Source organism: Kitasatospora sp. NPDC030952 (genome assembly GCF_055571335.1).
Genome location: NZ_JBVIFM010000043.1, coordinates 12,057 through 36,606, shown reverse-complemented (window position 1 = coordinate 36,606; position 24,550 = coordinate 12,057). Strand labels below are relative to the sequence as shown.

The window sequence follows — 24,550 nt, the reverse complement described above, 5'->3', positions numbered from 1 at the left end:
TGATGCGGGACGCGAAGATCACCCAGATCTACGAGGGCACCAACCAGGTCCAGCGCATCGTGATGGCCCGCAACCTGCCGTAACGACCGCCCGACCGGCACCTGCCGAACGGCCCCCGACCGCTTCCGCGCGGTCGGGGGCCGTTTGTCGTCCGGCATCGAACCCTCCTGGACGGACCGGGCCCGCGAATGTCATAAATGATCGTCAACTTGTTTGCAGTGCAAGACGATTGCGGGAGCCGATCCATCATGAGCAGCACCCCCGAGCAGCACGCCGACGGCAAGGTCTGGCTGATCACCGGCGCCAACTCCGGCTTCGGCCAGGCGATCGCCGAGGCCGCGCTGGCCGCCGGTGACACCGTCGTCGCGGCCGCCCGCCGCCCCGAGACGCTGGCGGACCTCGCCGCCGCCCACCCGGGCCGGCTGGTCCCGGTCCGGCTGGACGTCACCGACCAGGAGCGGATCCCCGCCGTGGTCGCCGAGACCGTGCAGCGGCACGGCCGGATCGACGTCCTGGTGAACAACGCCGGGCGCGGCCTGATCGGCGCCGTCGAGGAGTACACCGACCGCGAGCTGCGGGACCTCATGGAGCTGCACTTCTTCGGCCCGGCCGCGCTCACCCGGGCCGTGCTGCCGCACATGCGGGCCCAGGGCGCCGGCGCCGTGGTGCAGATGAGCAGCATGGGCGGCCGCTTCTCCTTCCCCGGCGTGGGCGCCTACTCGGCCACCAAGTTCGCGCTGGAGGGGCTCTCCGAGGCGCTGGCCCAGGAGGTGGCCGGCTTCGGGATCAAGGTGCTGATCGTCGAGCCGGGCGCGTTCCGGACCGGCTTCGCGGGCGGCGGCGCGCTCGCCCACGCCACCCCGATCGAGGCCTACGAGCCGGTGGTCGGCCCGGTCCGCACCGGCCTGCCGGACTCCGACGGCAAGCAGCCGGGCGACCCGGTGAGGGCCGCCGAGGCGATCCTGACGGCCCTGGCCGCCGACCGGACCCCGCTGCGGCTGGTCCTCGGCTCCGCCGCCGTCGACGCGATCCTCGGCAACCTGGACGCCGCCCGCACCGAGACCGACACCTGGGCCGCCGTCGGCCGCGGCGCCGACTATCCGGCCGGGGCCTGACGCCCCGGGTAAACCAGGGGACGGCGGGCGGCCCGGTCTCCTAGGCTGCCCGCCATGCCCGACCTGCCCGCGCCGCCTGCGCTGCCCGACCTGCCCGGCTCGCCCGACCTGCCCGCGACGCGAGGCGCGCTCAGCCTCGCCCCGCTCACCCCCGAGAACATCGACGCCGCCCTCGCCCTGCGGGTGCGACCGGACCAGGAGGGCCTGGTCGCACCGGTGGCGACGTCACTGGCCGAGGCGTACGTGCACGGGGAGACGGCCTGGCCCCGGCTGATCCTGGACGACGGCCGGCCGGTCGGCTTCGTGATGGCCTTCTTCGACGTGACCTTCGACTCCGGCCGCCCCGACGTCGGCCCCCGCTCCGGCCTCTGGCGCCTGCTGGTCGACGGCGGGCGGCAGCGCGGCGGCTACGGCCGCTTCGCCGTCGAGCAGGTCTGCGCGGAGATCCGCCGCCGCGGCGGCACCCGCGCCACCGTCACCTACCACCCGGGCCCGGACGGCCCGGCCGGGTTCTACGCCCGGCTGGGCTTCCGGCCGACCGGCGAGCTGAGCGGCGACCAGGAGGTGGCGGAGGTCGGGCTGTAGGGGCTCATGACGGCGGGCGGCTCAATCGAGCAGCGCGGCGGCCTGCTCACGGGCCCGGCGCAGCCAGCCGGCCCGTTCGGCGGCGGAGGAGTCGGTGACGGTGCGGAACACCGTCCGCCGGACGTCGGTGACGCCGACGTACGGCAGCACGCAGGCCGCCCAGATCCGCTCCAGCGGGTCGCCGAACTCCTCGCGTTCCCGGGCCTCGGGGGTGTCCGAGGTGTTCAGCACCAGGGCCCGGCCGGCCCGCAGCAGTCCGGTCGGCTCGCCGTCGGCGGTGCCGAGCTTGTACGCGACGCCGGGGACCAGTACCCGCTGCACCCAGCCGGTCAGGACGGCCGGCGGCAGGCCCCACCAGTTGGGGTGGATCAGCACCAGCGCGTCCAGGGTGGCCACCTCGGCGCGGTGCAGGGCGAGTTGGGGATCGGCGGTGGCACCGGCGGCGTCGACCGTGCCGGTCTCCTCGGCGGTGAGCAGCGGCGCGAAGCCGTCCGCGTAGAGGTCGTGGGCGAGCACCTCGCAGCCGCGTCCGCGCAGTTCGTCCACCACGGCCTCGTGCAGCGCGTGGTTGAAGCTGCCCGGCCGCGGGTGTGCCAGGTAGACCCCGATCCGGCTCATGCCCCCGCCTTCGCTCATGTTCGGTCCCCCTCCGGGTGGTTGGAGGCCGATGCTACTGGTGTGCAGGGTGCGCACGCGCGCGCCTCGGGACTGTGTGCATGCGCACGCAATCTCGGTACGATGAACGCCATGGACCGCGCCGACCTCACCCTGGGCCCGCTGACCGAGCAGGACCACGCCTTCTACGGCCTGGTCTGGGCCGGCACCACCCTGGCCGCCCGGATCGACCGGGAACTCACCCGGGTGCACGGGCTGCCGCTGTCCTGGTTCGAGGTGATGCTCTGGCTCGACGGCCAGCGGGAGCCGGTGGCCGCCTCCGACCTCGGCGCCAAGACCATGCTCAGCCGCAGCCAGGTCTCCCGGGTGGTGGACGCCCTGGCCGGGCGCGGACTGGTGTCCCGGGCGCCCTCCGCCTCGGACGCCCGCTCGGTGCGGATCGAACTGACCGAACAGGGCCGCGCCGCCTTCGCCGAGGCCGACGCCACCCGCCGGGCCGTCCTCGCCCCGGTCTTCACCGACCGGCTGGACGCGGCGGACATCGCGGCCCTGGAAACGGTCTGGCGCAAGCTCAAGGCCTGAGCGCGCACCCCCGCGGGCCCCGCTTCCCGCCGGGCCGGCCTAACACGCCGCCGTGACCTCGGGCTCCGAGGGGGTGGCGCGCGACGCGGAGCCGCTCGTGCCATGATCCCTGCATGGGTTCCAACGTTTTCTTCGACATCACCATCAACGACGAGCCGGCCGGGCGCATCGTCTTCAAGCTGTTCGACGACGTCGTCCCGAAGACCGCCCGCAACTTCCGCGAGCTGGCCACCGGCCAGAACGGCTTCGGCTACGAGGGCTCCGGCTTCCACCGCGTGATCCCCGCCTTCATGCTGCAGGGCGGTGACTTCACCAACCACAACGGCACCGGTGGCAAGAGCATCTACGGCGAGAAGTTCGCGGACGAGAACTTCACGCTCAAGCACGACCGCCCGGGTCTGCTCTCGATGGCCAACGCCGGCCGCAACACCAACGGCTCGCAGTTCTTCGTCACCACCATCGTCACCGACTGGCTGGACGGCAAGCACGTCGTCTTCGGCGAGGTCGTTGAGGGCATGGACCTGGTGAAGAAGATCGAGGGCCTCGGCTCGCAGAGCGGCCGCACCTCGGCCGCCATCAAGATCGCCAAGTCCGGCGTCGTCGAGTAGTCACCCCCTCCACGTACCGCCCCGGAGCGGAAAGTCGGCCGGTCCGACTTTCGGCTCCGGGGCGGTGGTGCAACCGGGGGCGGGCACTGGGAAGGCGTACGAGGCGGTGGCGTCGGCGACAGACGAGTGCGGTGACGAGGGACATCCACTCATTGTGGCGATCCGGCCACCGGGAGGCGCGGCTACTTGACGTCCGGCACCGCGGTGTCGTTCTTGAAGGCCTCGAAGACCTGCTTGGACTTGGCGGCGTCCCACTGCACCGCGGACTCGCCGGTCCTGGTGTGGTAGTCGGCGTTGCCGATCGGGACGGTCATGGTCTTGCCGCCGCCGCCGTTGACGTCCTTCATGGCGAGGAAGAGCGAGCCCAGGTCGGTCAGTCCGCAGTCGTCGTCGACGATCAGGGTGCCGAGCGCCGAGTCGACCAGCGGGTAGAAGGTGAACGGGTCGAGCACGGTGCCCGGGGAGGCGGCCTGGCGGGCGAGGGCGCCGAGGAACTTCTGCTGGTTGCGCATCCGGCCGAGGTCCTGGTCGGCCATCTGGTGGCGCTGGCGGACGAAGGCCAGGGCCTGGGTGCCGTTGAGGGTCTGGTCGCCGGCCTTGAGGTCGAGGCCGGAGTCCCGGTCCTTGATGTCCTGGTCGATGTGCATCTCGACGCCGCCGACGGAGTCGACGATGCCGGCGAACCCGGCGAACCCGATCTCGGCGTAGTGGTCGATGCGGATGCCGGTGTTCAGTTCGACGGTCTGCACCAGGAGCCGGCCGTTGCCGGTGGCGAAGGCCGAGTTGATCTTCGAGGTGGTGGCCTTGACGGTCTTGCCGGCGCCGGTCCTGAACTCGGGGATCGGCACCCAGGAGTCGCGCGGGATGCTCATCAGGGTGTTCCCGTGGTCCCCGACGTGCAGGATCATCATCGAGTCGCTGCGCTTGCCCTCGACGTCGTGGCCGGTGTGCATGGTGTCCATCTGGGACTCGCTGAGGCCGTCGCGGCTGTCGGAGCCGACGATCAGCCAGTTGGTGCCCTTGCCGGCGGCCGGGCGGCCCGGGTAGTCGGCCAGCACGTTCTCGTGGTTGAGCTTGGAGTCCGCCCAGAACCAGGTGGACACCGAGGTCACCATGACGGCGATCAGCAGGCCGAAGACCGTCCACTTCACGATCCGCCGCCGCGGCCAGCGCCGGGCCTGGGCGCCGGTCGGCCGCGCACCGCCGGGACCGCCCGGGCCGCCGGGTCGACCGCCGCCGGGGCCGCCGGGGCCGCCCGAGCCCGGCCGTCCGGGGCCGCCGGGGGCGGCCTGCGGCGGGACGCCGCCGAGGCGGGACGGCGTCTCCGGCTGCCGCGGGCCGGGCGTGCCCGCCCCGCGGGGGTTCAGCGACGCCGGCAGCGGCGGCTCGGCCGCCGCACCGCCGCCGTTGCCTCCGTAGGGGTTCCCGCCGCCGCCCGGGCGGCCCTCCTGCCACGTGTTCATGCCGTCGAGGATGCCCGACCCCGCTCCGGCTGACTCCCCCCGGGGCCCCTGCCAGGCCTCTTGTAGCAGTTTTGATGCACGCGCCGGATCGCTCCGGCGCGAAACGCGCCCGTCACCCCCGTTCCGCTTGCCGAAACGATTCTTGACCGGTTCGAACGCACCGTGTTTGCATTTCGGACATGGACCAGGGTCGGGCACTCACGCGTCGGCGGCACGTCGACCTGCAGCGGGTGTCCGGTTCGCTCTGTCGTCGCTGAAGCGCGCCCGTCGAGCACACCGACCACCGTCCGCAGCAGCCGAGCAGAGGCCGCTGCGAAGCGCTCCGCTTCCAGCCAGAGGTGAACCATGGCCACCGTCCTGTCCGTTTCCGGCTCCCCCTCCGCCACCTCCCGCACCACCCGGCTGCTGCGCCACGTCGACGCGCGCCTGGTGGACCGCGGCCACCGGGTGATCCCCTTCGAGGCCCGCGGCCTGCCCGCGCACGCGCTGCTCTCGGGCGACTTCGACCACCCGGCGATCGTCGCCGTCACCGAACTGTTCGCCCGCGCCGACGGCGTGGTGATCGGCACCCCGGTCTACAAGGCCGCCTACTCGGGCCTGCTCAAGGCCCTGCTGGACGTCCTCCCGCAGTACGCGCTGGCCGGCAAGGCCGTCCTGCCGCTGGCCACCGGCGGCTCGTCCGCGCACGTCCTCGCGGTGGACTACGCGCTGCGCCCGGTGCTCAGCTCGATGGGCGCCGGCCACATCACCCAGGGCTGGTTCGTGCTCGACCGCCACATCACCGCCGGGGAGGACGGCCGGACCCTCGTCGAGTGCGAGACCGACGCCCGGCTGGTGCCGGTCGTGGAGGGCTTCGCCGACGCCCTCGAACGGTTGGCCGCACCGGTGCTGACCGGCTGAGCGGCGGCCCGCGCGACCCCGTACGGGGCGACCCCGAGACGGCCCGCGGCACCCCTTAGGGGGGAGGGGTGCCGTACCCGTAGAACCCTGGTTGCAGTGCTTCATTCCGACGGAGGACGAGCCGTCCGGAGCGGGCTCCTAACGTGGTTCTCACGTCCCCGCCCCTCCCCGAGCGGCCCGGTTCCGTCGGGTCCGCGGTCCGACCGTGTCGGGAGGGTGGGGGTCACAACGGGTGGGCCACTTCCGAGGAGAATCCAGTGACGACGGCAGCAGCCGTGTACGACCCCCAGCTTCCCGGCGGACCGTCCGCCGTCGCGGCCTCGGCCCGCCAGGTGACCAAGGCGTACGGATCGGGCGAGACCGAGGTGACCGCCCTCGACGCGGTCGACGTGGACATCCAGCGCGGCCGCTTCACCGCGATCATGGGCCCCTCGGGCTCCGGCAAGTCCACCCTGATGCACTGCCTGGCGGGCCTGGACACGGTCAGCAGCGGACGCATCCGGATCGGCGACACCGAGATCACCGGCCTCAAGGACAAGCAGCTGACCAGGCTGCGCCGGGACAAGATCGGGTTCATCTTCCAGGCGTTCAACCTGCTGCCGACCCTGAACGCACTGGAGAACGGATGAACGTCCTCGCGGCCATCGCGACGGACTGACCCGGCGACGGGGGACGTCGGGTCGACCCCACGGGGGAACCGGGGGAACCGGGGGGCGGGGGGCGGGTGCGAACGCGCGCCCGGCCCCCGCGCCGTGGGGCGACCAGGACCGTCCGGGCAAGCCCGTGGCACCCGGTGCACCCCGTCCCGCCGACCGGATCGGCCCTGTTCACCGCCGTTCACCCCGTGCGCCGAACCTGCGCCGAACCTGCACCGTTCCCCCGCCGATTCGGGCCCCGGGGAGCGGAGCGGTACGGTGATCTCGATCACGGCGCCGGTGCCGCCCTTCGGGGGACCGGGAACCGACGAACCGGGACGAGACGGAGACGTGTCGGCACCGGTACGGTTGGCCCCGATGAACACCAAGGCTGCTGAGGAGCTGCCGGCTGTTTCCGTGATCATGCCGGTGCTCAACGAGGAACGACACCTGCGCACGGCGGTCCGGCGCATCCTGAATCAGGAGTACCCGGGACCGATGGAAGTGGTGATCGCGCTCGGTCCCTCCACCGACCGCACCGCCGAGATCGCGGCCGAGCTGGTGGCCGAGGACCCGCGGGTGCGCACGGTGGAGAACCCCACCGGCCGCACCCCCGCGGGGCTGAACGCCGCGATCCGGGGCTCGCAGCACCCGATAGTGGTGCGCGTGGACGGCCACGGCCTGCTCACCCCCGGCTACATCGCCACGGCGGTCCGGCTGCTCGGCGAGATGGACGCGGCCAACGTCGGCGGCATCATGCACGCCGAGGGCGAGACCGAGTGGGAGCACGCGGTCGCCGCCGCGATGACCTCCAAGATCGGCGTCGGCAACGCGGCCTTCCACACCGGCGGCCTGGCCGGTCCGGCGGACACCGTCTATCTCGGGGTGTTCCGGCGCGAGGTGCTGGAGAAGCTCGGCGGCTACAACGAGGAGTTCATCCGCGCCCAGGACTGGGAGCTGAACTACCGGATCCGCCAGGACGGCGGACTGGTCTGGTTCACCCCGCAGCTGATGGTGACGTACCGGCCCCGGCCGTCCGTCCGGGCGCTGGCCAAGCAGTACAAGGACTACGGCCGCTGGCGCCGGGTGGTCACCCGCTACCACCGCGGCTCGGTCAACCTGCGCTACCTCGCCCCGCCGAGCGCGCTGCTCGCGGTGGTGCTGGGCCTGGTGCTGGGCGCAGCCGTCCACCCGGCCTTCCTGGCGGTGCCCGGCGTCTACCTGCTGGGCATCCTCGGCGGCTCGGTGGTCGAGGGCCGCGGCCTGTCGCTGCGGGCCAAGGCGATGCTGCCGGTGGCGCTCGCGACCATGCACCTCAGCTGGGGCTTCGGCTTCATCACCTCGCCCCGCTCGCTGGCCCGCCGGGTGATAGGGAGTGTCCGCCCGTCCGCCAAGGACGTGCTCTCCCAGACGGGTTGACCCGACCGGCCCGCACGCCGCGCCCCGGACCGGCTACCGTCGGTCCGCATGGGGACAGTTGAGGACGGCGCGGCCGCGGCCCGGATCGAACCGGGCGCGGACGTCGACGAGCGGGCCGCGATCGGCGCCGGCACCAGGGTCTGGCACCTGGCCCAGGTCCGCGAGGACGCGGTGGTCGGCGCGGACTGCGTGATCGGCCGCGGCGCCTACATCGGCCCGGGCGTGCGGATCGGCGACCGGGTCAAGGTGCAGAACCACGCGCTGGTGTACGAGCCGGCCGTGGTCGAGGACGGCGTGTTCATCGGTCCGGCCGCCGTGCTGACCAATGACCGCCACCCCCGCGCGGTCACCCCGGACGGCCGCCTCAAGGGTCAACTCGACTGGCACGCCGAATCGGTGACGCTTCGTCATGGCTGTTCGATCGGCGGCCGGGCGGTGCTGGTCGCCGGGGTGACGGTCGGCCGCTGGGCGCTGGTCGCGGCCGGGGCGGTGGTGCACCGGGACGTCCCGGACTTCGCCCTGGTGGCCGGGGTGCCCGCCCGCCGGATCGGCTGGGTCGGCCGGGCCGGCGAGCCGCTGCGCCCGGCCGGCCCGGGGCTCTGGAACTGCCCCCGGACCGGCGAGGGTTACCGCGAGGCGGACGGAACACTCAGGCAGTTGTAGTCACTTGGCGCAGACGTCCTCGTCGTCCGCCTGCACCCGCTGGAGGTCCTTGGGTGCCTCGGCCGGCTGCTGCGGCGCGGCCGCGAGGACGTCCTTGCCGAGCACCAGCAGCAGCGGGTCCTTCGGGCCCGCCTTCGGGTTGGGCCGGACGGCGTCCGCGGGCAGTCCGAGGGCGGCGGCCAGCGCGGCGGCCCCGGCCTCCTGGCCGGCCGGGTGGGACACCGTGGTGGTGGCGGCGGGCGGCGCGTCGGAGCCGACCGCGGCCCGGGCGAAGCCCTTGGCCTTGAGCTTGTCGACCGTCGGACCGGACTGTCCGCGGGTCCCGCTGCCGTTGCGCACCGTGACCTGGACGTCCTTGGCGTCCGCCGCCGGGGTGGTGGCGCTCGGCGCCGCCGGGGCCGGCGCGGCCGGGGTGGTGGCGTCGGCGGGCGGGGTGGCCGTCTCGGTCAGCGAGCGGTCGCCCGCGATCATCGAGAAGACCTGCCCGGCGTCAGGCTGCTTCAGTATCAGCCGGTCCTTGTCCTTCGGGTCCTCCAGCACCGGCACGGTGGTGAAGGTGATGTTCTTGGTGTCCACCTTGCTGATGTCCTGGGCCAGGTCCTTCAGCTTGTCGACGCTGCCGATGCCGGAGTCCACGGTGAGCGCCTTGGTGGCGGCGTCCGCGAGCTGGTAGAGCTTGCTCGGGCTGGTCAGGGTGTCGCCGCTCTTGACCTTGCGGATCATCGAGCTGATGAACTGCTGCTGGAGCGGGATCCGGGTGAGGTCGCCGCCGAAGCCGACGGCGTGCCGGGTGCGGACGAAGGCCAGTGCCTCCTCGCCCTGGACGACGTGGCGGCCCTTGGACATCTTCAGGTGCGAGTCCTTGTCGTCGATGTCCTTGGCCGCGCAGACCTCGACCCCGCCGACGGCCGTGGAGAGCGTCTTCACCGCCTCGAAGTTGACCTGCACGAAGTGGTCGACCCGGATGCCGGTCACCTTCTCCACGGTCTTCCAGGTGCAGCCCGCGTCGCGCCCGTCCTGGCCGAGGCTGTTGTTGAACATGTCCCGCGCCGAGCCCGGGATCTTCTGGCCCTTGTCGCTCTGGCACTCCGGGATCGGCACCATCAGGTCGCGCGGGATGCTGACCACCGTCGTGTTGGAGCGGTCCTTGGCGACGTGGAACAGCAGGGTGGTGTCGGCGTGCCCGGTGCTGCCCGCGTCGCCGTACTCGCGCCCGAGGCCCTGCCGGCTGTCGGTGCCGATCACCAGGATGTTCAGCGCGTCCCCGGCGGCCTTGGGCCGCTCCTCCTCGTTGCCGAGCTGGACCTTGACCGAGGTCAGGTTGCTGTTGAAGTGCTGGTACAGGTAGTACGCCCCGCCGCAGCCCGCGACCATCACCAGGGCGCCGGTCCCGGCCGTCCACTTGAGCACCCGTCGGCGCCGCTGCCGTTTGGCGGCGGCGGCCGCCCGTCGCCGGCTGTCCCGGCGGCCCTCACCGGCGGGCGCGGCGGGCGCCGCCGCGGGGTCGGCGCCCCTGCGGCGCTGCTGCCGGGGGATCCCGTCAGCCGGGTCGGTCCGGTACTGACCGGTTTCCGGCTGTTCCTCGTACACGGGGAATCCCCACCTCCGACCGGTCACGGCTGCGGTCCGCCCGTACTGGCGGCCCGATCCGGACACACTAGACGAGCCGCACGGCCTCATCGTTCCGGGTGTGATCTCCGTCATGCGGGAGCAATGCGTCGGTAAAGCGGCAGCCGGGTACGGCATTTCCCCGAGGGCGCCGCCGACCTGCGGCGCGGCCCCGGTCAGCGCTGCGCGCAGGCGTCCACGTCGGCGGTGCGTCCCTCGAAGGTGGGCGAGGCGCTCGCCGAGGGTGACGCCGCGGTCCCGTCCGAGCCGGTGCCGAAGGCGGTGCCGGTGCCGGAGGCGGCTCGCGGGCTCGCTCCGGCGTCCGGCGCGGGCGGCCGGACGGCGATCTGCCGGTCGTCGCGCAGCGCGTCGAACAACTGGGTGGTCTGCGGCTGGACGAACTCGTCCCGGTCCGAGTCGTAGCGGTACGGGCGGCGCGGCGCGGTCAGGAACACCACGTCCGGCGACGGGATGCCGCGCAGGTTCTGGGTGAGGTCGTACAGCGCGCCGAGCGAGGACAGGCCGCCGTCCGCCTTCACCGAGGAGGTGGCCGCGTCCAGCACCGGCCACAGCTTGGCCGGGTTCAGCAGCACCCCCTGCGACTGCACCTTGCGGATCAGCGAGGCCAGGAACTGCTGCTGACGGCCCATCCGCTGGGTGTCGGAGCCGTCGCCCAGGCTCTCCCGGACCCTGACGTAGCCGAGCGCCTGCTCGCCGTGCAGCATCTGGCGGCCGGCCGGGAGGTCCAGTTTGGCGTCCTTGTCGTGGATCGGCTGCGGCACGCACACCTCGACCCCGCCGATCGCGTCGACCATGGTCTTGAAGCCGCTGAAGTCGAGGATCACGTAGTGGTCGATCCGGATCCCGCTCAGCTGCTCGACGGCGCGGATCGAGCAGGCCGGACCGCCCAGCTCGAACGCCCAGTTGAACTGCATCGTCCCCGGCTTGCTGCGGCTGCCGTCCGGCTTCTCGCAGGAGGGCACGGTGACCATGACGTCGCGCGGGACGGAGACCGCCGTCGCGTGCTTCCGGTCGGCGGCCAGGTGCAGCAGGATCGTGGTGTCCGAGCGCTGGGTGCCGGTCCGGCCGCCGTACGAGGAGTTGCTGCCGGAGCGGTCGTCACTGCCGATCAGCAGGATGTTCTCGGCGCCCCCGGCCCCGGCCGTACGGCTCGGGCGTTCGGCCTCCAGCTTGGCCAGCAGCCGGTCGGTGGCCGAGTCCGTCCGGATGTTGCCGTCCAGTTTGCGGTACGCGATCCAGAGCAGCACCCCGGTCGCGACCAGCAGGAACGCGACGACGCCGGCGGTGATCATCAGCCACCGCCGGCGCCTGCGCGGGCGTCCGGGTGCGCTCGGGGGAGCGTCCTTCGGGGGAGTCTCGTCGGTCGGGGGGTGCTCGGTGTCGTCCTCGGCCATGGCAGGGATCCCTACCCGCCGGGCCGCCGCCGGGGTCAGCCCAGGCGCACAGTCACCCGTTCGGATTCGGCCCGCTTCTCCCACTGCCCGTCGTCCAGGCCCTGGGAGTTGCGGCAGAGCACCACCGAGGCGCCCGCCGCCAGCGGGGCCAGCAGACCGGCCTCCAGACCGGTCCAGTCGTCGAAGGAGAGGGTGGACATCACCCGGTCCCCGGGCTTGAGGCCGAGGCGCACGGCGCCCTCCCGGGCCAGCGCGACGGTCTGCTCACCGGTCAGCTTCAGCGGCAGCCCGTCCACCGAGGTCTCCAGGGCCGGGCCGTCCGGGGCGACGGGGGAGTAGGGGGCGAAGCGGTCGCCCTGACCGGGCACCTCGGCGGCGTAGTCGAGGAAGCCGTCCGGGCGGTGCGGGAAGCGGCCGCCGAGCGGGCGCAGGGCGAGCGCCACCCGCTCGCCCTCGCAGGCCTGGGCGGCCTCCAGGCCGTCCGGGCCGCTCACCACCAGGTCGGCGGCGGCCGGGTCGCCGGCCGGCACCGCCGTCACGCCGACCGACCAGCAGGCCAGCAGCCAGACGGCGCTCTGCCAGTGGGCGGGCAGCAGCAGCGCGGCGCGGTCGTCCGGGCCGGCGTTCAGTTCGTCCTGGAGGAGGTTGGCGGTCTTGGCGACCCAGTTGTCGAAGGTCCGGGCGGAGAGTTCCACCCGTTCACCCGTGGCGTCGTCGTAGAAGGTGACCAGCGGGGCCGCGGGATCGACCGAATGGGTGCCGCCGCGCAGGTAGGCGTGCAGCAGCTCGACGGGGGTGCGGGCATCGGCAGCGAATGGCGCAGTCATGGTGCGCCCCAGCCTACGGCCTTCGGGTGGCAGGCCGGGAGGGGCGGCCAGGCGGGCGCGAGGCGGCGTGGCGAGCGGTCCGGTTTGCGGCGACGATCCCCCTTATGCACCTCTCACGCAAAGCTGTGCGCCTTTCAGACCCGGCCGTGCACCCCTCGAGCAGAACCGTGCGCCTCCCGTTCCCGGCCGCGCTGCTCGCCGGCTGCACCGCCGCCCTGCTGCTCCAGCCCGCTCCGGCCGCCTCCGCCGTGCCCCTTGCCCCCGCCGGGCAACAGGACTTCCCCGGCGGCGGGACGACCGTCTCGCTCCCGCTGCCGGCCGGGGCCGGGCTCGCACCGAGCACCACTCGGCCGTTCGAACTCCTCGGCGTCGGCTGGGACGGACCGGCCGGCGCGCTGGCCGGCGGAAGCCTCCGGGTCCGTACCAGGGACGCGGCCACCGGCCGCTGGGGCGACTGGCACGCCCTGGAGGCCGACACCGAGGACGGCCCGGACCGCGCCCCGCACGGCGCCACCGCCCCGCTGTGGACCGGCCGCAGCGACGGCATCGCCGTCGAGGTCCGGCCCGGCCCGGCCGGACCGCCGCCCGGACTGCGGCTCGAACTGGTCGACCCCGGCGCCGGCGCACCCGCGTCCGCCGCCCCCCGGACCGTGCCCGCCGGGCCCGAGGCCGTCGACGGCGCCCACCAGGCGCCGCGCCCGGGGATCGTCACCCGGGCCGGCTGGGGCGCCGACGAGTCCATCCGCGAACCGGGCTTCGAGTACACCGGTCCGGTTCGCGAGGTCTTCGTCCACCACACCGCGACCGCCACCGACTACGCCTGCAGCGACGCCCCCCGGGTGATCAGGTCGATCTACCAGTACCACGTCAAGACCAGTGGCTGGCGGGACATCGGCTACAACTTCCTGGTCGACCGCTGCGGCACCATCTACGAGGGCCGGGCCGGCGGAGTCGACCAGCCCGTCCACGGCGCCCACACCCTGGGCTTCAACACCGACTCCTCCGGCGTCGCCGCGATCGGCACCTTCGTGGACGCCACCCCGCCCCAGTCCCTCCTGAACGGCATCGCCGCCCTCGCCGCCTGGAAGCTCGGCCTCCACGGCCAGGCCGCCGGCGGCCACACCAAGCTCACCTCGGCCTCCGACGCCAGCCGCTACCCCAAGGGCACGGTCGTCGACTTCGACGCCATCTCCGGCCACCGGGACGCCTTCAATACCGAATGCCCCGGCAAGGCCCTCTACGCCCGGCTCCCCGCCCTGCGCTCGGCCGCGGCCGGGCTGCAGGCGCCGTAGGGCCTGGCCCGTCCTCTGGACCCCAGCCGCCGAACTCCCGCCTCCCGCAGGGCCGTTCCCGCGCGCGCCCCGGCCTGTCGGCGCCCCCGCGTATCGTTCATAGCCCCAGGGACCACAGGAGGCGACGGCAGTGACGGGCGGCGGCGAGGCGGTACGGCGCTGGCGGCCGGGCTTCCCGCTCGACCCGGTCCGGACGTTGCTGCCGCTGCGCCGGGGCCCGGCCGACCCCTCGTACCGCACCACCGGCGACGGCGCCGTCTGGCGCGCCTCCCGCACCCCGGCCGGGCTCGGCACCCTGCGGGTGCTGCCGCACCCCGGCGCGGGCGAGGTGGAGGCGTGGGCCTGGGGGCCGGGCGCCCAGTGGCTGCTGGAGCGGCTGCCGGTGCTGCTCGGCGCCGAGGACCACCCGGAGGCGCTGGTGCTGCCGCCCGGTCCGCTGCGCGACGCCCAGCGCCGCACGGCGGGGGTGCGGCTGACCCGGACCGGCCTGGTCCTGGAGTCCCTCGTCCCGGCGATCCTGGAGCAGAAGGTCACCACCGACGAGGCCTACCGCGCCTGGCGCACCCTGCTGCGGGACTTCGGCGCACCGGCGCCGGGGCCGGCCGAGGGCATGCGGGTGGCGCCGTCGGCCCGGGAGTGGGCGATGGTCCCGAGCTGGGAGTGGCACCGGGCGGGCGTCGACCCCAAGCGCTCGGCGACGGTGCTGCGCGCGGTGCGGTTGGCGCCGCGCCTGGAGGAGGCCTCGGCGATGGGCCACGAGGAGGCCTTCGCCCGGCTGACGGCGGTCCCCGGCATCGGCGTCTGGACGGCCGCCGAGACCCTGCAGCGCAGCAACGGCGACCCGGACGCGGTCTCGGTCGGGGACTTCCACCTGCCCAACCTGGTCGGCTGGGCCCTGGCCGGCCGCCCCCGCAGCGACGACGCCCAGATGCTCGCCCTCCTGGAGCCCTACCGCCCCCACCGCCACCGGCTCTGCCGCCTCCTGCTGGCCACCGGCACCCACGCCCCCCGCTACGGCCCGAGGCTCACCCCCAACGACCACCGCCGCCGCTGAGCGACGGCGGCGGGAGCGGGGGAGCGGCGGGGAAAGCCCTACCGGACCTCGATGAAGGCGTCGGCGCTGCGGTCCGGGCGGGCCCGGGGCGGTTCGGCCGGGCGGCCGACGGCGATGGCGCCCATCGGGTCCCAGTCGTCCGGAAGGTCCAGGGCGGCCCGGACGGTGTCACGGCAGAACATCGTGGAGGACACCCAGGCGGAGCCGTAGCCCTCGCCGGTGAGGGCGACCAGCAGGTTCTGCACGGCGGCGCCGGCCGCGACGGTGAACATCTCCCGCTCGGCGGTGGCCCGGCGCCGGTCCGGGTAGTCGTGCGAGCCGTCCGTCACCAGGCAGGGCACCACCAGGTACGGCGCGTCGCGCAGGACGTCGCCGCGGGCGGTGCGCCGGGCGATCCTGGCCTCGTCCCAGCCGTCGAGTTCGCGCAGGTCGCGCTGCCAGGCGGCGAGCATGGCGTCGAGCAGCCGGGTGCGGGTCCGGGCGGACTCCAGCAGGACGAAGCGCCAGGGCGTGGTGTGGTGCGGGGCGGGCGCGGTGACGGCGGCGGCCACCGCGCGCCGGACGGCGGCCGGGTCGACCGGCTCGGCGGTGAAGGAGCGGACGGTGCGCCGCAGGGTGACGGCCTGGCGCAGCGCCTCGGAGGTGCCGAGCCGGAACATGTCGTCGGCGGCGGGCCGCACCAGCGGCCGGGTGCCGGCGCCGTCCTCGGTGGTGACCAGGTGGCCGAGCCCGCGCACCACGGCGACCGGCACGCCGCTGGCCTTGCCCTTGACCAGGTCGGCGGCGGCGGCCAGTTCGTCGGCGGTCGCCGTGACGGTGAGCGCCAGCTCGTTGCCGTGGCTGTCGGTGCGCCCCCGGTGGTCCTCCAGGACGGACAGCCCGGCGGCACCGATCGCGACGTCGGTGAGCCCGTTGCGCCAGGGCCGGCCGAAGGTGTCGGTGACGACGACGGCCAGTCGGCAGCCGGTGAGCTGCTGGAGCCGGGTGCGCAGCGCCCGCGCCGAGGCGTCCGGGTCCTCGGGCAGCAGCAGCACGGTGCCGGGGGCGGTGTTGGAGGCGTCGACTCCGGCGGCGGCCATCACGAAGCCGTTGCGGTTCTCCACGATCCGGGCCGGCCCGCGCCGGGCGACCACCCGGACGGTCTCGGCGTCGATCGCGGCCTCCCGGTCGACGGCGTGCAGCAGCCGGCCCTCGGCCTTGCTGACGATCTTCGAGGTGACCAGCAGGATGTCGCCGTCCCGGTACGTCCCGGCCTTGGCGATCAGTCCGGCGAGGTCGGCCCCGGCCTCGATCTCGGGGATCCCGTCGACCCCCAGGACCTCCAGCGCCGCCGTCACCTCCGGACCTGCTCCGCCAGTGCCAGCGCCGCCCGGGCCATCTCGGCGGTGGCCTCGACGTCGGTCATCAGCAGCGGGACGGCCCGGCAGGCGATCCCGGCGGCCTCGACGGCGTCCACGGCCCCGGCGTCCGCGGTGTCCACCAGCCAGCCGTCGATCAGCGCGGAGCCGTAGTTCAGCGCGACCGCCTCGGCGGTGGCCTCGACGCCGACGGCGGCGAGCACCTTGTCGGCCATGCCCCGCACCGGCGCCCCGCCGATGATCGGGGAGAGCCCGACCACCGGCGCCGGGGCGGCGGCGACGGCCTCCCGGATGCCGGGGACGGCGAGGATGCTGCCGATCGAGACCACCGGGTTGGACGGCGGGAAGAGGATGACGTCGGCCTCGGCGAGGGCCTCCAGCACGCCGGGCGCGGGCTTGGCGGTGTCCGCGCCGACCGGGATGATCGCCTCGGCGTCCACGGCGGCGTGCAGCTTGACCCAGTACTCCTGGAAGTGGACCGCCCGGGTGCCCTGCTCGTCGGTGATCCGCACGTGGGTCTCGACCCGGTCGTCGCTCATCGGCAGCAGTCGCACGCCGGGCCGCCAGCGCACGCACAGCGCCTCGGTGACCTGGCTGAGGCTGTACCCGGCGGTGAGCATCTGGCTGCGGACGAGGTGGGTGGCGAAGTCCCGGTCGCCGAGCCCGAACCACTCGGGGCCGACGCCGTACTCCTTCATCTCCGCCTTGATGGACCAGGTCTCGTCGGTCCGGCCCCAGCCCTGCTCCTCGTTGATGCCGCCGCCGAGGGTGTACATCACGGTGTCGAGGTCGGGGCAGACCTTGAGGCCGTAGAGGTGGATGTCGTCGCCGGTGTTGCCGATGACGGTGATCTCGTCCTGCGGTCCGACCGCCGCGAGGAGTCCGCGCAGGAAGCGCGCCCCGCCGATTCCGCCTGCCAGTGCCACGATGCGCATGGGGTCATCCTGCCACGGTCGGACTCCTCGTCAGCCCGCCCTCAGCGCCGCTCGGACTCCGCCGCGTGCGCGTGCTGTTCGGGGACGGCGGAGGCGGCGCCGTACTGGTTCATCTCGGTCAGGCCCGGGGTGTAGAGGTGGATGGAGACGGCGGGTTCGAGCGCGCCGTTGACCACCTCGTGCAGGTAGCCGGAGGAGAACACCCGCTGTCCGCCGGGGCGCAGGGTGCGGGCGGCCTCGCCGCTGTGGGTGAGGGAGCGTTCGATCAGCTCGCCCCGGACGACGGTCATCACGCCGGAGGACTCGCCGTGGTCGTGGAAGCCGCTGCTCTGGCCGGGCAGCCAGCTGAGCAGCCAGACCTCGTAGCCGGGGCCGGTCTCCAGCCGGGCGTACCAGCGGGTGAGGGCGTCGTAGCGGACCAGCGGCTCCCAGCGGGCGCGGTCGGCGGCGATCTCGCGGACCAGCCGGGCGTACCCGGCGACGGTGGTGGGGTGGGCGGGCAGGTCGGTGCGGGCCAGGTGCGGGAAGGCGAGCGGGTCGCCGGCGATGGAGACGTCGCTGAGGCCGTCGGCCCAGCGGTGCTGGTCGGCGCGGCCGGGGGTGCGGGTGGTGGAGAGGCCGCGGCGGGCGAGCTTGTTGCGGTCGCGGTTCCGCTTGCGGATGCGGATCATGCGCACGGGAGTCGTCCTCGGATGGGTCGGCTGGTCGGGGAGCAGCCGGATCCGGGATGTCCTGGGGCGGGATCTCGCGGGCGGCCTCTGTGCTTCCTGGTGGCGGCGCGCGGTGGGACGCGGGCGCCTAGATACAGCAGGAACAGAGGCGACAACAGGAGTTCACGGCACGGCGGAGCGTGGAACCGCTCCGGGGGCTGGCGAACTCTGACATAGAGCACAGGACACCGCATGCGCGGGGCCGGTGTCAAACCGAATGATGCGGCATTCGAGTGGGTTAGGTCCGGATCTTGCCCGGATGGGGTGATTCATCACTCTCTATGTTTCGATGGGAAGAACGCCGGGAAGGCAGGCCGATGACCGGCCTGTGCCGGTGACCGTGCGTCACCCGGCAAGTGGTTGCGAACGTTTCTGTGCCATCCGGGGCTTTCGGGCCGAAGGTCTGATGTGTCCGGATATGCACACTATTCGTAACGGCTTGGTGCCAGGGAGTGAATCCCGGCCTCAATACCAGAGCTCGGCTTGACTGGGCCAGAGTGACGCAACTGTAATTTCACTCGTGTCGTCAGCCGCACGAGGCAACGGCAACCACGGGGACGCCAAGTAGGGGCAGAGGAGGCGCGCCACATGAGCGAGCTCTTTGAGCTGTTGATCGGGGATGGCATCACGGAGGAAGAGGAGGAATTCGGTTGGCAGGAGCGCGCGTTGTGCGCCCAGACCGACCCGGAGTCCTTCTTTCCCGAGAAGGGCGGCTCGACCCGCGAGGCCAAGAAGGTCTGCCTCGCCTGCGAGGTCCGCTCGGAGTGTCTGGAGTACGCGCTCGCCAATGACGAGCGCTTCGGCATCTGGGGCGGCCTCTCCGAGCGCGAGCGCCGCCGGCTCAAGAAGAGCGCGGTCTGACCGGGGTGATCCCCGGCCCCCGCTGACCCTCCGCCAGCCGCGGACCGTCACAAAGCTGTACGAGCGCCTCACCGCGACGGTGGGGCGCTTTCGTGCTCCCGGGACCGCCTCCGCCCGTGCCGGACCCCGCTTCTTCACCGCCTCCGCACCGGCACCGGGCACGAGGCGGCCATCCGGAGCCGTTAGTGTGGTGCGCCATCCGGTTGCCGTTCACCGGCTGTGTCCACCGAGAACTGGGGCCCGCGCACTCGATGACCGTCTACAGCCACCAGAGCGGCTTCACCGCTTCCAGGCCGCCCGCCTACCCGCGTCACCTGGTCACCGCGGTGATCGTCTCGCACGACGGCGCCCGCTGGCTGCCGCAGGCCCTGGCCGGCCTGCTCGGCCAGGACCGCCAGGTGCAGCGGATCCTCGCGGTCGACACCGGATCCACCGACAACTCCCCGCAGCTGCTCGCCGACACCCTGGAGGACTGGCTGCCCGAGAGCGGTCCGCTGGCCCTCGGCCGCCGGGTCGGCTTCGGCACCGCCGTCGCCGAGGCCGTCTTCAACAGCCCGCCGCTGCGCCCGGAGGACCTCCCGTACAGGCTCGACCCCTCCGGCTACGACCCGGTCACCGGTGGCTGGGACGACTTCGGCGACCCGCTCGCCCAGGAGGACGACCTCGGCCGCGGCGGCCCGCGCGAGACCCAGCCGGTCGAGTGGCTCTGGCTGCTGCACGACGACTGCGAGCCGCAGACCGACGCGCTGCGCCGCCTGCTCCAGGTCGCCGACTCCACCCCGAGCGCCGGCGTGGTCGGCCCCAAGCTGCGCAGCTGGTACGACCGCCGCCAGCTGCTGGAGGTCGGCGTCACCATCGCCCGCTCCGGCCGCCGCTGGACCGGTCTGGACCGCCGCGAGCAGGACCAGGGCCAGCACGACCAGGTCCGCCCGGTGCTCGCCGTCTCCAGCGCGGGCATGCTGGTGCGCCGGGACGTCTTCGAGGAGCTCGGCGGCTTCGACCAGGCCCTCCCGCTGATGCGGGACGACACCGACTTCTGCTGGCGGGTCAACGCCGCCGGCCACCGCGTCGTGGTCGCCCCCGACGCCGTGCTCCGGCACGCCGAGGCGGCCAGCCGCGAGCGCCGCGCGATCGACTGCGGCCCCGCCCACCCGCACCGGGTGGACAAGGCCGGCGCCGTCTACTCCCTGCTCGCCAACTGCAAGGGCGCGCTCTTCCCGTACGTGCTGCTGCGCCTGGTGCTCGGCACCCTGGTGCGGGCCGTCACCAACCTGCTCGGCAAGGACCCGCGCCAGGCGGTCGACGAACTGGCCGGCCTCGGCCACGAACTCGTCCGCTTCCCACGGCTGTTGGCCGCGCGCAAGCGCCGGGCCCGGACCCGTGCGGCGGACGCCCTGGACGACCGCACGCTCTTCCCGGCCCCCGGCGCCACCACCCGGCTGGCCGTCGAGGGCGTCATCGGCTCGCTCGGGATAGGGGGCGGCGACGACTCCGGCAGCCGGCACGGCTCGGTCGAGGCCGGCGGGGACGAGGACGGCGAGGACCTCGTCGTCGAGCAGTTCGCGCTGATCAAGAAGCTGGCCCGGCGCCCCGCGCCGGTGCTGTTCGCCGCCCTGCTGGTGTTCGCCCTGATCGCCTGCCGCAGCCTGCTCGGCAGCGGCGAGCTGTTCGGCGGCGCGCTGCTGCCCGCCTCCGACGGCGCGAGCGGCCTCTGGGCGATGTACGCGGACGCCTGGCACCCGATCGGCACCGGCTCCACCGCCGCCGCACCGCCGTACCTCGGCGTGCTCGCGGTGCTCTCCTGGCTGCTGTTCGGCCACGCCGACCTCGCACTGACCCTGCTGGTCGTGCTCACCGTCCCGCTCGCCGCGGTCAGCGCCTACCTGGTGTCCCGCCCGCTGCTGGACTCCAAGCTGGTCCGCGCCTGGGCCAGCGCCACCTACGCCCTGCTGCCCGCCGCGACCGGCGCGCTCGCCCAGGGCCGGATCGGCACCGCCGTGCTCGCCGTGCTGCTGCCGCCGCTGGCCCGCGCCGCCGCGATCTCGGCCGGCCTCGGCATCCGCCGGGAGAGCGCCGCCAAGGGTGCCCGGCCCGGCTGGCGGCCGGTCTGGATGACCGTCCTGCTGCTCACCCTGGCCACCGCCTTCGTGCCGCTGACCTGGGCACTCGCCGTACCGCTGTGCCTGGCCATGCTGGTCTTCGCGGTGCTGCGCGGCGGCGCCCTCGGCTCCGGCGGGACCGCGCTGCGGCTGCTCGGCCTGCGCGTCCTGGTGATCCTCGCGGTGCCCGTCACACTGCTCGCCCCCTGGTCGCTGAAGGTGCTGTCGCACCCCCAGTGGCTGCTGCTGGAGGCCGGGTTGCCCGGTCTGCACGGCGCCGGGGCGAGCGGGGCCGGCCTGCTGCTGGTCAACCCCGGCGGTGCCGGGGTGCCGCCGGTCTGGCTGTCCGCCGGTGTCGTCCTGGCCGCGCTGGCCGCGCTGCTGCGCGCCGACCGGCGCCGGGCGGTGCTCGCCGCCTGGGGCGCGGCCGGTGCCGGACTGGTCTTCGCGGTCGTGGTGGCGGGCACCTCCGTCACCCCGGCCTCCGGCGGCCAGCCGGTGCCCGCCTGGGCCGGCCCGGCCACCCTGATCGCCGGGATCGCCCTGCTCGCCGCCGCCGCGATCGGCGCCGACGGCGCCAACGCCCGCGTCGCCGGGATCGCCTTCGGCTGGCGCCAGCCGGTGGCCGCCCTGGTGGTGGCCACCGCCGTGCTGGCCCCGCTGGGCACCGGCCTGTGGTGGGCGCTGACCGGCGCCGGCGGTCCGCTGCAGCGCTCCCAGGCCGACCAGGTGCCCGCCTTCATCGCCGAGGAGGCGGGCACCACCGACCGGGCCCGCACCCTCGTCGTCACCGGGCAGAAGGGCGCCGTCCGCTACACCGTGGTGCGCGGCTCCGGCCTGACCCTCGGCCAGGCGGAGTCCACCGTCGACCCGGCGACCGGCACCCAGGACGGCCTGAACAAGATGGTCGGCAGCCTGCTGGCCGGCTCCGGCGCCGACCAGGCGAACGCCCTGGCCGGCTACGGCATCGCCTACGTGCTGGTCGAGCGGCAGGCCGTCGCCGCGTTCAAGGACGTCCTGGACACCACCCCCGGCCTGGTCAAGGCCAACCAGGAGGGCGACACCGCGCTCTGGCAGGTCAACGGCGCCCCCGCGGTGCGCGCGGTGATCACCGCCCCCGGCGCCAACCCGGTGGTCGTCCCGGCCGGGGTCCGCGACCTCGCCACCACCGTCCCGGCCGGCCCGGACGGCCGGGTGCTGCGGCTCGCCGAGTCCGCCGCCCCCGAGTGGAAGGCCACCGTGGACGGCACCGCCCTGGAGTCCGTCACGGTCGACGGCTGGGCGCAGGGCTTCAAGCTCCCGGCCGCCGGCGGCAAGCTGAGCGTCACCCGGGAGGGCAGCCTCGCCCACACCGGCTGGATCTGGGCGCAGGTCGTGCTCGGCCTCACCATCCTGGTGCTGGCCCTGCCCGGCCGCCGCAGCCACAAGGACGACGACCTGCCCGAGGAGGTGGTGGCCGCCGCCGCGCTGGCCGCCGCCCAGGCGCAGACCCCCGTCCCCGGCAGCCGCCGGGCCCGCCGGATGGCCGAGCGCGGCGAGGGCGGCGAGCCCGGTGCCGAGGAGGCCGGGGTGTACGAGGGCCGGCCGGGCGCGATCCCGCCGCAGCCGACCGGCGAGCCGGTGGCCGGGGCGGTCCAGGAGACCGAGCCGTACACCGACCCGTACCAGACGTACCAGCAGGCCGACCCGTACAGCTACGACCAGTACCCGGCCCAGCAGCCGGTGGCCGCGCCGTACGGCAATCAGGGCTACGACGGCCAGGGCTACGACACCCACGGGTACGACGGGCAGCAGCAGGGCTACCCCCAGCAGGGCTACGAGCAGTACCCGCAGGAGCAGTACGGCTACGACCCCTACCAGCAGCAGGGCGGCCAGCCGCAGCAGACCTGGCTGCCGGGCCAGCAGCAGGGCGAGCCGTACTACGACCCCAACGAACCGGGCGGCCCCGGGAACTACCGCCCCCACCAGCACGGATCGGGGAGCTGACCCGCGATGAAGAAGCCCGCTTTCAGGAAGAAGTCCGGCACCGGGGACGAGCAGCCCTTCGAGCCGGCCGCCGAGTCGGTCGAGGCCGCGGAGCCCGCCCGCCCGGCGGGGAAGGGCCCCGGCCGGTCCGCCGGGAAGACCACCCAGTCGCTGCTGGCCGCGGCCGTGGTGCTGGCCGCCGTGTTCGGGATCGCCGAGGCGCGCCCGCCGGCCGGCCAGGCCAAGGCCGACGGCGGGGCCGCCCCGAGCAGTGCCCAGGTCGAGCGGACGGCCGCGGTCTGCCCGCAGCCGTTCCAGGGCCTGACCGGCTCGACCACGCTCAACGCCTACACCCCGCCCGGCACCGGCTCGGCCACCGGCGGCGCCGGCTGGCTGTCCGACCAGGCCGCCCCGGTCGCCCCGCCGGCCACGGCCCCCTCGGCCCCGGCGGCCCCCGCCGCGACCGGCACGCCGGGCGCGGCCCCGAGCGGCTCCGGCGCCCCGGCCACCCCGGCCCCGGACAAGAACGCCGCGCCCGCCGACGCCAGGCTGACCCTCGCCAAGCCCGGCGTCCCGGTCACCGGCCCGGCCACCAACGGTGACGGCGCGCCCGGCACCGGGGCCGTCGCCACCGGCGCGCTCGCCCCCGGCTTCACCGTCACCCAGACCACCGTGGTCACCGAACAGCGCGGCATGGGCCTGTCCGGCCTCACCTGCACCCCGGAGAGCACCGGCTTCTGGTTCGCCGGGGCCAGCACGGCCGGCGACCGGGTCGACTACGTCAGCCTGGTCAACCCCGAGTCCTCGGCCGCCGTGGTCGACATCAAGCTCTACGGCGACAAGGGCCTGATCGACAACGACGCCGCCAACGGCATCACCGTCGCCCCCGGCAGCTCGCAGTCCGTCCTGCTGTCGACCATCAGCAAGGGCGCCGTCAACGACCTCGCCGTGAACGTGGTGGTGCGCTCCGGGCGGATCGGCGCCGGGCTGCACGCCGCCGACGGCGCCAAGGGCGCCGACTGGATCCCCGCCTCCGCCGACCCGGCCCCCACCCAGGTCCTGCCCGGCCTGCCCGCCGACACCGCCGCGGCCCACCTGGTGGTCTGGGCGCCGCCGGAGGACGACGCCGACCTGAAGATCCAGCTCTCCGGCAAGAACGGCTGGTTCACCCCGGCCGGCAACGAGTCGATCCACGTCAAGGCGGGCATGGTGGCCGCCGTCGACCTCGGCAAGGTCACCCGGGAAGAGGTCGCCGGGCTGCGGCTGTCGCCCAGCGACGACAAGCATCCCACCAAGATCGTGGCCGGGCTGCGGGTCGACCGCACGGGCGGCAACGGCAAGAGCGACGCGGCCTGGCTCTCCGGCAGCGCCCCGGTCGGCGCCCGGGCCACCGTCGCCGACAACCGGGCCGGCGCCTCCACGCTGTTCCTGACCTCCACCGGCGACGCCGCCACCGTCAAGGTCACCGCCTCGGCCGGCAGCGGCGGCGGCACCCCGGCGACCAAGGAGGTCCAGCTCCCGGCGGGCGGTACGGTCGCCATCCCGGCGCCCGAGCCCGCCGGGCTGAACGGCGTCTTCGCGCTCACCGTGGAGACCGAGTCCGGCGGCCCGGTGGTGGCCGCCCGGATGCTCGCCATCCCCACCAAGGACGTGCCGATGTTCACCGTCCAGGCGCTGCGCGACGACCACAGCACCGTCCAGGTCCCGCAGGCCACCCAGGACCCGGGCGTCGTCCTGCGCTGAGCAGCACCGGGGGCCGGGGGGGGGGGGGGGGGGGGGGGGGGGGGGGGGGAGGGGGGGGCGGGGGGGGGGGACACTGTGGCGGAGGGGGGGGTGCTGGT

Annotated in this window: 22 protein-coding genes and 1 pseudogene; 15 read left to right on the top strand and 8 right to left on the bottom strand. The window is 74.3% G+C overall.

Annotated features, from left to right (window positions below; genetic code table 11):
* From ACZ47G_RS38850 to ACZ47G_RS38840, 3 genes are all read left to right on the top strand, one after another.
* A partial coding sequence (locus tag ACZ47G_RS38850; protein WP_157882129.1) for an acyl-CoA dehydrogenase family protein occupies positions 1 to 83 on the top strand: 83 nt, incomplete at its 5' end.
* 165 nt (positions 84 to 248) lie between these two features.
* Positions 249 to 1,115: an oxidoreductase gene (locus tag ACZ47G_RS38845; RefSeq protein WP_465751108.1), complete on the top strand. Its 867-nt coding sequence runs from the start codon at positions 249 to 251 to the stop codon at positions 1,113 to 1,115.
* Positions 1,116 to 1,169: 54 nt separating this feature from the next.
* Positions 1,170 to 1,700 carry a GNAT family N-acetyltransferase gene (locus ACZ47G_RS38840; RefSeq protein WP_465751106.1) on the top strand — a complete coding sequence of 177 codons (531 nt, stop codon included), beginning with the start codon at positions 1,170 to 1,172 and terminating at the stop codon, positions 1,698 to 1,700.
* 21 nt (positions 1,701 to 1,721) lie between these two features.
* On the opposite strand, the gene ACZ47G_RS38835 is transcribed toward ACZ47G_RS38840, so the two are convergent.
* On the bottom strand, positions 1,722 to 2,336 hold the full coding sequence (locus ACZ47G_RS38835; protein ID WP_465751104.1) for an NAD(P)H-dependent oxidoreductase: 615 nt from the start codon (positions 2,334 to 2,336) through the stop codon (positions 1,722 to 1,724).
* Between the two features lie 111 nt (positions 2,337 to 2,447).
* Between ACZ47G_RS38835 and ACZ47G_RS38830 the strand changes: the two genes are divergently transcribed.
* Together ACZ47G_RS38830 and ACZ47G_RS38825 are read left to right on the top strand one after the other, a co-directional pair.
* Positions 2,448 to 2,897 (top strand): MarR family winged helix-turn-helix transcriptional regulator, encoded by a 450-nt coding sequence (locus tag ACZ47G_RS38830; RefSeq protein ID WP_465751102.1) that lies wholly within the window; start codon positions 2,448 to 2,450, stop codon positions 2,895 to 2,897.
* A 113-nt stretch (positions 2,898 to 3,010) separates the two neighbouring features.
* Positions 3,011 to 3,505 (top strand): peptidylprolyl isomerase, encoded by a 495-nt coding sequence (locus tag ACZ47G_RS38825; RefSeq protein WP_380461605.1) that lies wholly within the window; start codon positions 3,011 to 3,013, stop codon positions 3,503 to 3,505.
* 182 nt (positions 3,506 to 3,687) lie between these two features.
* Here the strand turns inward: ACZ47G_RS38825 and ACZ47G_RS38820 are convergent, their stop codons facing one another.
* Positions 3,688 to 4,968: an LCP family protein gene (locus ACZ47G_RS38820; RefSeq protein ID WP_465751100.1), complete on the bottom strand. Its 1,281-nt coding sequence runs from the start codon at positions 4,966 to 4,968 to the stop codon at positions 3,688 to 3,690.
* A gap of 179 nt (positions 4,969 to 5,147) precedes the next feature.
* On the opposite strand from ACZ47G_RS38820, the gene ACZ47G_RS38815 reads away from it, so the two are divergent.
* The 5 genes and pseudogenes from ACZ47G_RS38815 (at position 5,148) to ACZ47G_RS38795 (ending at position 8,585) form a co-directional block, all read left to right on the top strand.
* Positions 5,148 to 5,225: a putative leader peptide gene (locus ACZ47G_RS38815; protein ID WP_380461625.1), complete on the top strand. Its 78-nt coding sequence runs from the start codon at positions 5,148 to 5,150 to the stop codon at positions 5,223 to 5,225.
* 88 nt (positions 5,226 to 5,313) lie between these two features.
* Complete coding sequence (gene ssuE / locus ACZ47G_RS38810) at positions 5,314 to 5,868, top strand: NADPH-dependent FMN reductase (protein ID WP_465751098.1); 555 nt, start codon at positions 5,314 to 5,316, stop codon at positions 5,866 to 5,868.
* Positions 5,869 to 6,125: 257 nt separating this feature from the next.
* A pseudogene (locus tag ACZ47G_RS38805) lies at positions 6,126 to 6,491 on the top strand (ABC transporter ATP-binding protein); the annotation flags it as partial.
* Positions 6,492 to 6,881: 390 nt separating this feature from the next.
* On the top strand, positions 6,882 to 7,922 hold the full coding sequence (locus ACZ47G_RS38800) for a glycosyltransferase family 2 protein (protein WP_465751096.1): 1,041 nt from the start codon (positions 6,882 to 6,884) through the stop codon (positions 7,920 to 7,922).
* 48 nt (positions 7,923 to 7,970) lie between these two features.
* The gene (locus ACZ47G_RS38795) at positions 7,971 to 8,585 is read left to right on the top strand and encodes an acyltransferase (RefSeq protein WP_465751094.1); all 615 of its coding nucleotides are present in this window, start codon (positions 7,971 to 7,973) and stop codon (positions 8,583 to 8,585) included.
* Here ACZ47G_RS38795 and ACZ47G_RS38790 read toward each other — a convergent pair whose 3' ends face one another.
* The 3 genes from ACZ47G_RS38790 to ACZ47G_RS38780 form a co-directional block, all read right to left on the bottom strand.
* Entirely contained in the window at positions 8,586 to 10,175 is a 1,590-nt protein-coding gene (locus ACZ47G_RS38790; RefSeq protein WP_465751092.1) for an LCP family protein, read from the bottom strand.
* Between the two features lie 194 nt (positions 10,176 to 10,369).
* Positions 10,370 to 11,608 carry an LCP family protein gene (locus ACZ47G_RS38785; RefSeq protein ID WP_465751090.1) on the bottom strand — a complete coding sequence of 413 codons (1,239 nt, stop codon included), beginning with the start codon at positions 11,606 to 11,608 and terminating at the stop codon, positions 10,370 to 10,372.
* Between the two features lie 35 nt (positions 11,609 to 11,643).
* Positions 11,644 to 12,435, bottom strand: coding sequence for a TIGR03089 family protein (locus tag ACZ47G_RS38780; RefSeq protein ID WP_380461616.1), 792 nt, complete (start codon positions 12,433 to 12,435; stop codon positions 11,644 to 11,646).
* Positions 12,436 to 12,602: 167 nt separating this feature from the next.
* On the opposite strand from ACZ47G_RS38780, the gene ACZ47G_RS38775 reads away from it, so the two are divergent.
* Complete coding sequence (locus ACZ47G_RS38775; protein WP_465751088.1) at positions 12,603 to 13,727, top strand: peptidoglycan recognition protein family protein; 1,125 nt, start codon at positions 12,603 to 12,605, stop codon at positions 13,725 to 13,727.
* Positions 13,728 to 13,857: 130 nt separating this feature from the next.
* Entirely contained in the window at positions 13,858 to 14,781 is a 924-nt protein-coding gene (locus tag ACZ47G_RS38770) for a DNA-3-methyladenine glycosylase family protein (protein ID WP_465751086.1), read from the top strand.
* Between the two features lie 38 nt (positions 14,782 to 14,819).
* On the opposite strand, the gene ACZ47G_RS38765 is transcribed toward ACZ47G_RS38770, so the two are convergent.
* From ACZ47G_RS38765 to ACZ47G_RS38755, 3 genes are read right to left on the bottom strand one after another with little or no spacing between them, the layout of a single operon-like run.
* Positions 14,820 to 16,118 carry a coenzyme F420-0:L-glutamate ligase gene (locus tag ACZ47G_RS38765; protein WP_465751084.1) on the bottom strand — a complete coding sequence of 433 codons (1,299 nt, stop codon included), beginning with the start codon at positions 16,116 to 16,118 and terminating at the stop codon, positions 14,820 to 14,822.
* The gene (gene cofD / locus ACZ47G_RS38760) at positions 16,115 to 17,074 is read right to left on the bottom strand and encodes a 2-phospho-L-lactate transferase (RefSeq protein WP_465751082.1); all 960 of its coding nucleotides are present in this window, start codon (positions 17,072 to 17,074) and stop codon (positions 16,115 to 16,117) included. The genes ACZ47G_RS38765 and cofD overlap by 4 nt, the downstream gene beginning before the upstream one ends.
* A gap of 41 nt (positions 17,075 to 17,115) precedes the next feature.
* Positions 17,116 to 17,751: a cysteine dioxygenase gene (locus ACZ47G_RS38755; protein WP_465751080.1), complete on the bottom strand. Its 636-nt coding sequence runs from the start codon at positions 17,749 to 17,751 to the stop codon at positions 17,116 to 17,118.
* Positions 17,752 to 18,372: 621 nt separating this feature from the next.
* Between ACZ47G_RS38755 and ACZ47G_RS38750 the strand changes: the two genes are divergently transcribed.
* The 3 genes from ACZ47G_RS38750 (at position 18,373) to ACZ47G_RS38740 (ending at position 24,452) form a co-directional block, all read left to right on the top strand.
* Positions 18,373 to 18,645: a WhiB family transcriptional regulator gene (locus ACZ47G_RS38750; protein WP_350509620.1), complete on the top strand. Its 273-nt coding sequence runs from the start codon at positions 18,373 to 18,375 to the stop codon at positions 18,643 to 18,645.
* 251 nt (positions 18,646 to 18,896) lie between these two features.
* Positions 18,897 to 22,730: a glycosyltransferase family 2 protein gene (locus tag ACZ47G_RS38745; RefSeq protein WP_465751078.1), complete on the top strand. Its 3,834-nt coding sequence runs from the start codon at positions 18,897 to 18,899 to the stop codon at positions 22,728 to 22,730.
* A gap of 6 nt (positions 22,731 to 22,736) precedes the next feature.
* Complete coding sequence (locus ACZ47G_RS38740; protein ID WP_465751076.1) at positions 22,737 to 24,452, top strand: DUF5719 family protein; 1,716 nt, start codon at positions 22,737 to 22,739, stop codon at positions 24,450 to 24,452.
* The last annotated feature ends 98 nt before the right edge of the window (positions 24,453 to 24,550 follow it).

Excerpts from the sequence above, each read along its gene's own strand:
- ACZ47G_RS38845 (WP_465751108.1), top strand. The coding sequence starts at position 249 with ATGAGCAGCACCCCCGAGCAGCACGCCGACGGCAAGGTCTGGCTGATC.
- ACZ47G_RS38840 (WP_465751106.1), top strand. The coding sequence starts at position 1,170 with ATGCCCGACCTGCCCGCGCCGCCTGCGCTGCCCGACCTGCCCGGCTCG.
- ACZ47G_RS38835 (WP_465751104.1), bottom strand. The coding sequence starts at position 2,336 with ATGAGCGAAGGCGGGGGCATGAGCCGGATCGGGGTCTACCTGGCACAC.
- ACZ47G_RS38830 (WP_465751102.1), top strand. The coding sequence starts at position 2,448 with ATGGACCGCGCCGACCTCACCCTGGGCCCGCTGACCGAGCAGGACCAC.
- ACZ47G_RS38825 (WP_380461605.1), top strand. The coding sequence starts at position 3,011 with ATGGGTTCCAACGTTTTCTTCGACATCACCATCAACGACGAGCCGGCC.
- ACZ47G_RS38820 (WP_465751100.1), bottom strand. The coding sequence starts at position 4,968 with ATGAACACGTGGCAGGAGGGCCGCCCGGGCGGCGGCGGGAACCCCTAC.
- ACZ47G_RS38815 (WP_380461625.1), top strand. The coding sequence starts at position 5,148 with ATGGACCAGGGTCGGGCACTCACGCGTCGGCGGCACGTCGACCTGCAG.
- ssuE (WP_465751098.1), top strand. The coding sequence starts at position 5,314 with ATGGCCACCGTCCTGTCCGTTTCCGGCTCCCCCTCCGCCACCTCCCGC.
- ACZ47G_RS38800 (WP_465751096.1), top strand. The coding sequence starts at position 6,882 with ATGAACACCAAGGCTGCTGAGGAGCTGCCGGCTGTTTCCGTGATCATG.
- ACZ47G_RS38795 (WP_465751094.1), top strand. The coding sequence starts at position 7,971 with ATGGGGACAGTTGAGGACGGCGCGGCCGCGGCCCGGATCGAACCGGGC.
- ACZ47G_RS38785 (WP_465751090.1), bottom strand. The coding sequence starts at position 11,608 with ATGGCCGAGGACGACACCGAGCACCCCCCGACCGACGAGACTCCCCCG.
- ACZ47G_RS38780 (WP_380461616.1), bottom strand. The coding sequence starts at position 12,435 with ATGACTGCGCCATTCGCTGCCGATGCCCGCACCCCCGTCGAGCTGCTG.
- cofD (WP_465751082.1), bottom strand. The coding sequence starts at position 17,074 with ATGCGCATCGTGGCACTGGCAGGCGGAATCGGCGGGGCGCGCTTCCTG.
- ACZ47G_RS38750 (WP_350509620.1), top strand. The coding sequence starts at position 18,373 with ATGAGCGAGCTCTTTGAGCTGTTGATCGGGGATGGCATCACGGAGGAA.
- ACZ47G_RS38745 (WP_465751078.1), top strand. The coding sequence starts at position 18,897 with ATGACCGTCTACAGCCACCAGAGCGGCTTCACCGCTTCCAGGCCGCCC.
- ACZ47G_RS38740 (WP_465751076.1), top strand. The coding sequence starts at position 22,737 with ATGAAGAAGCCCGCTTTCAGGAAGAAGTCCGGCACCGGGGACGAGCAG.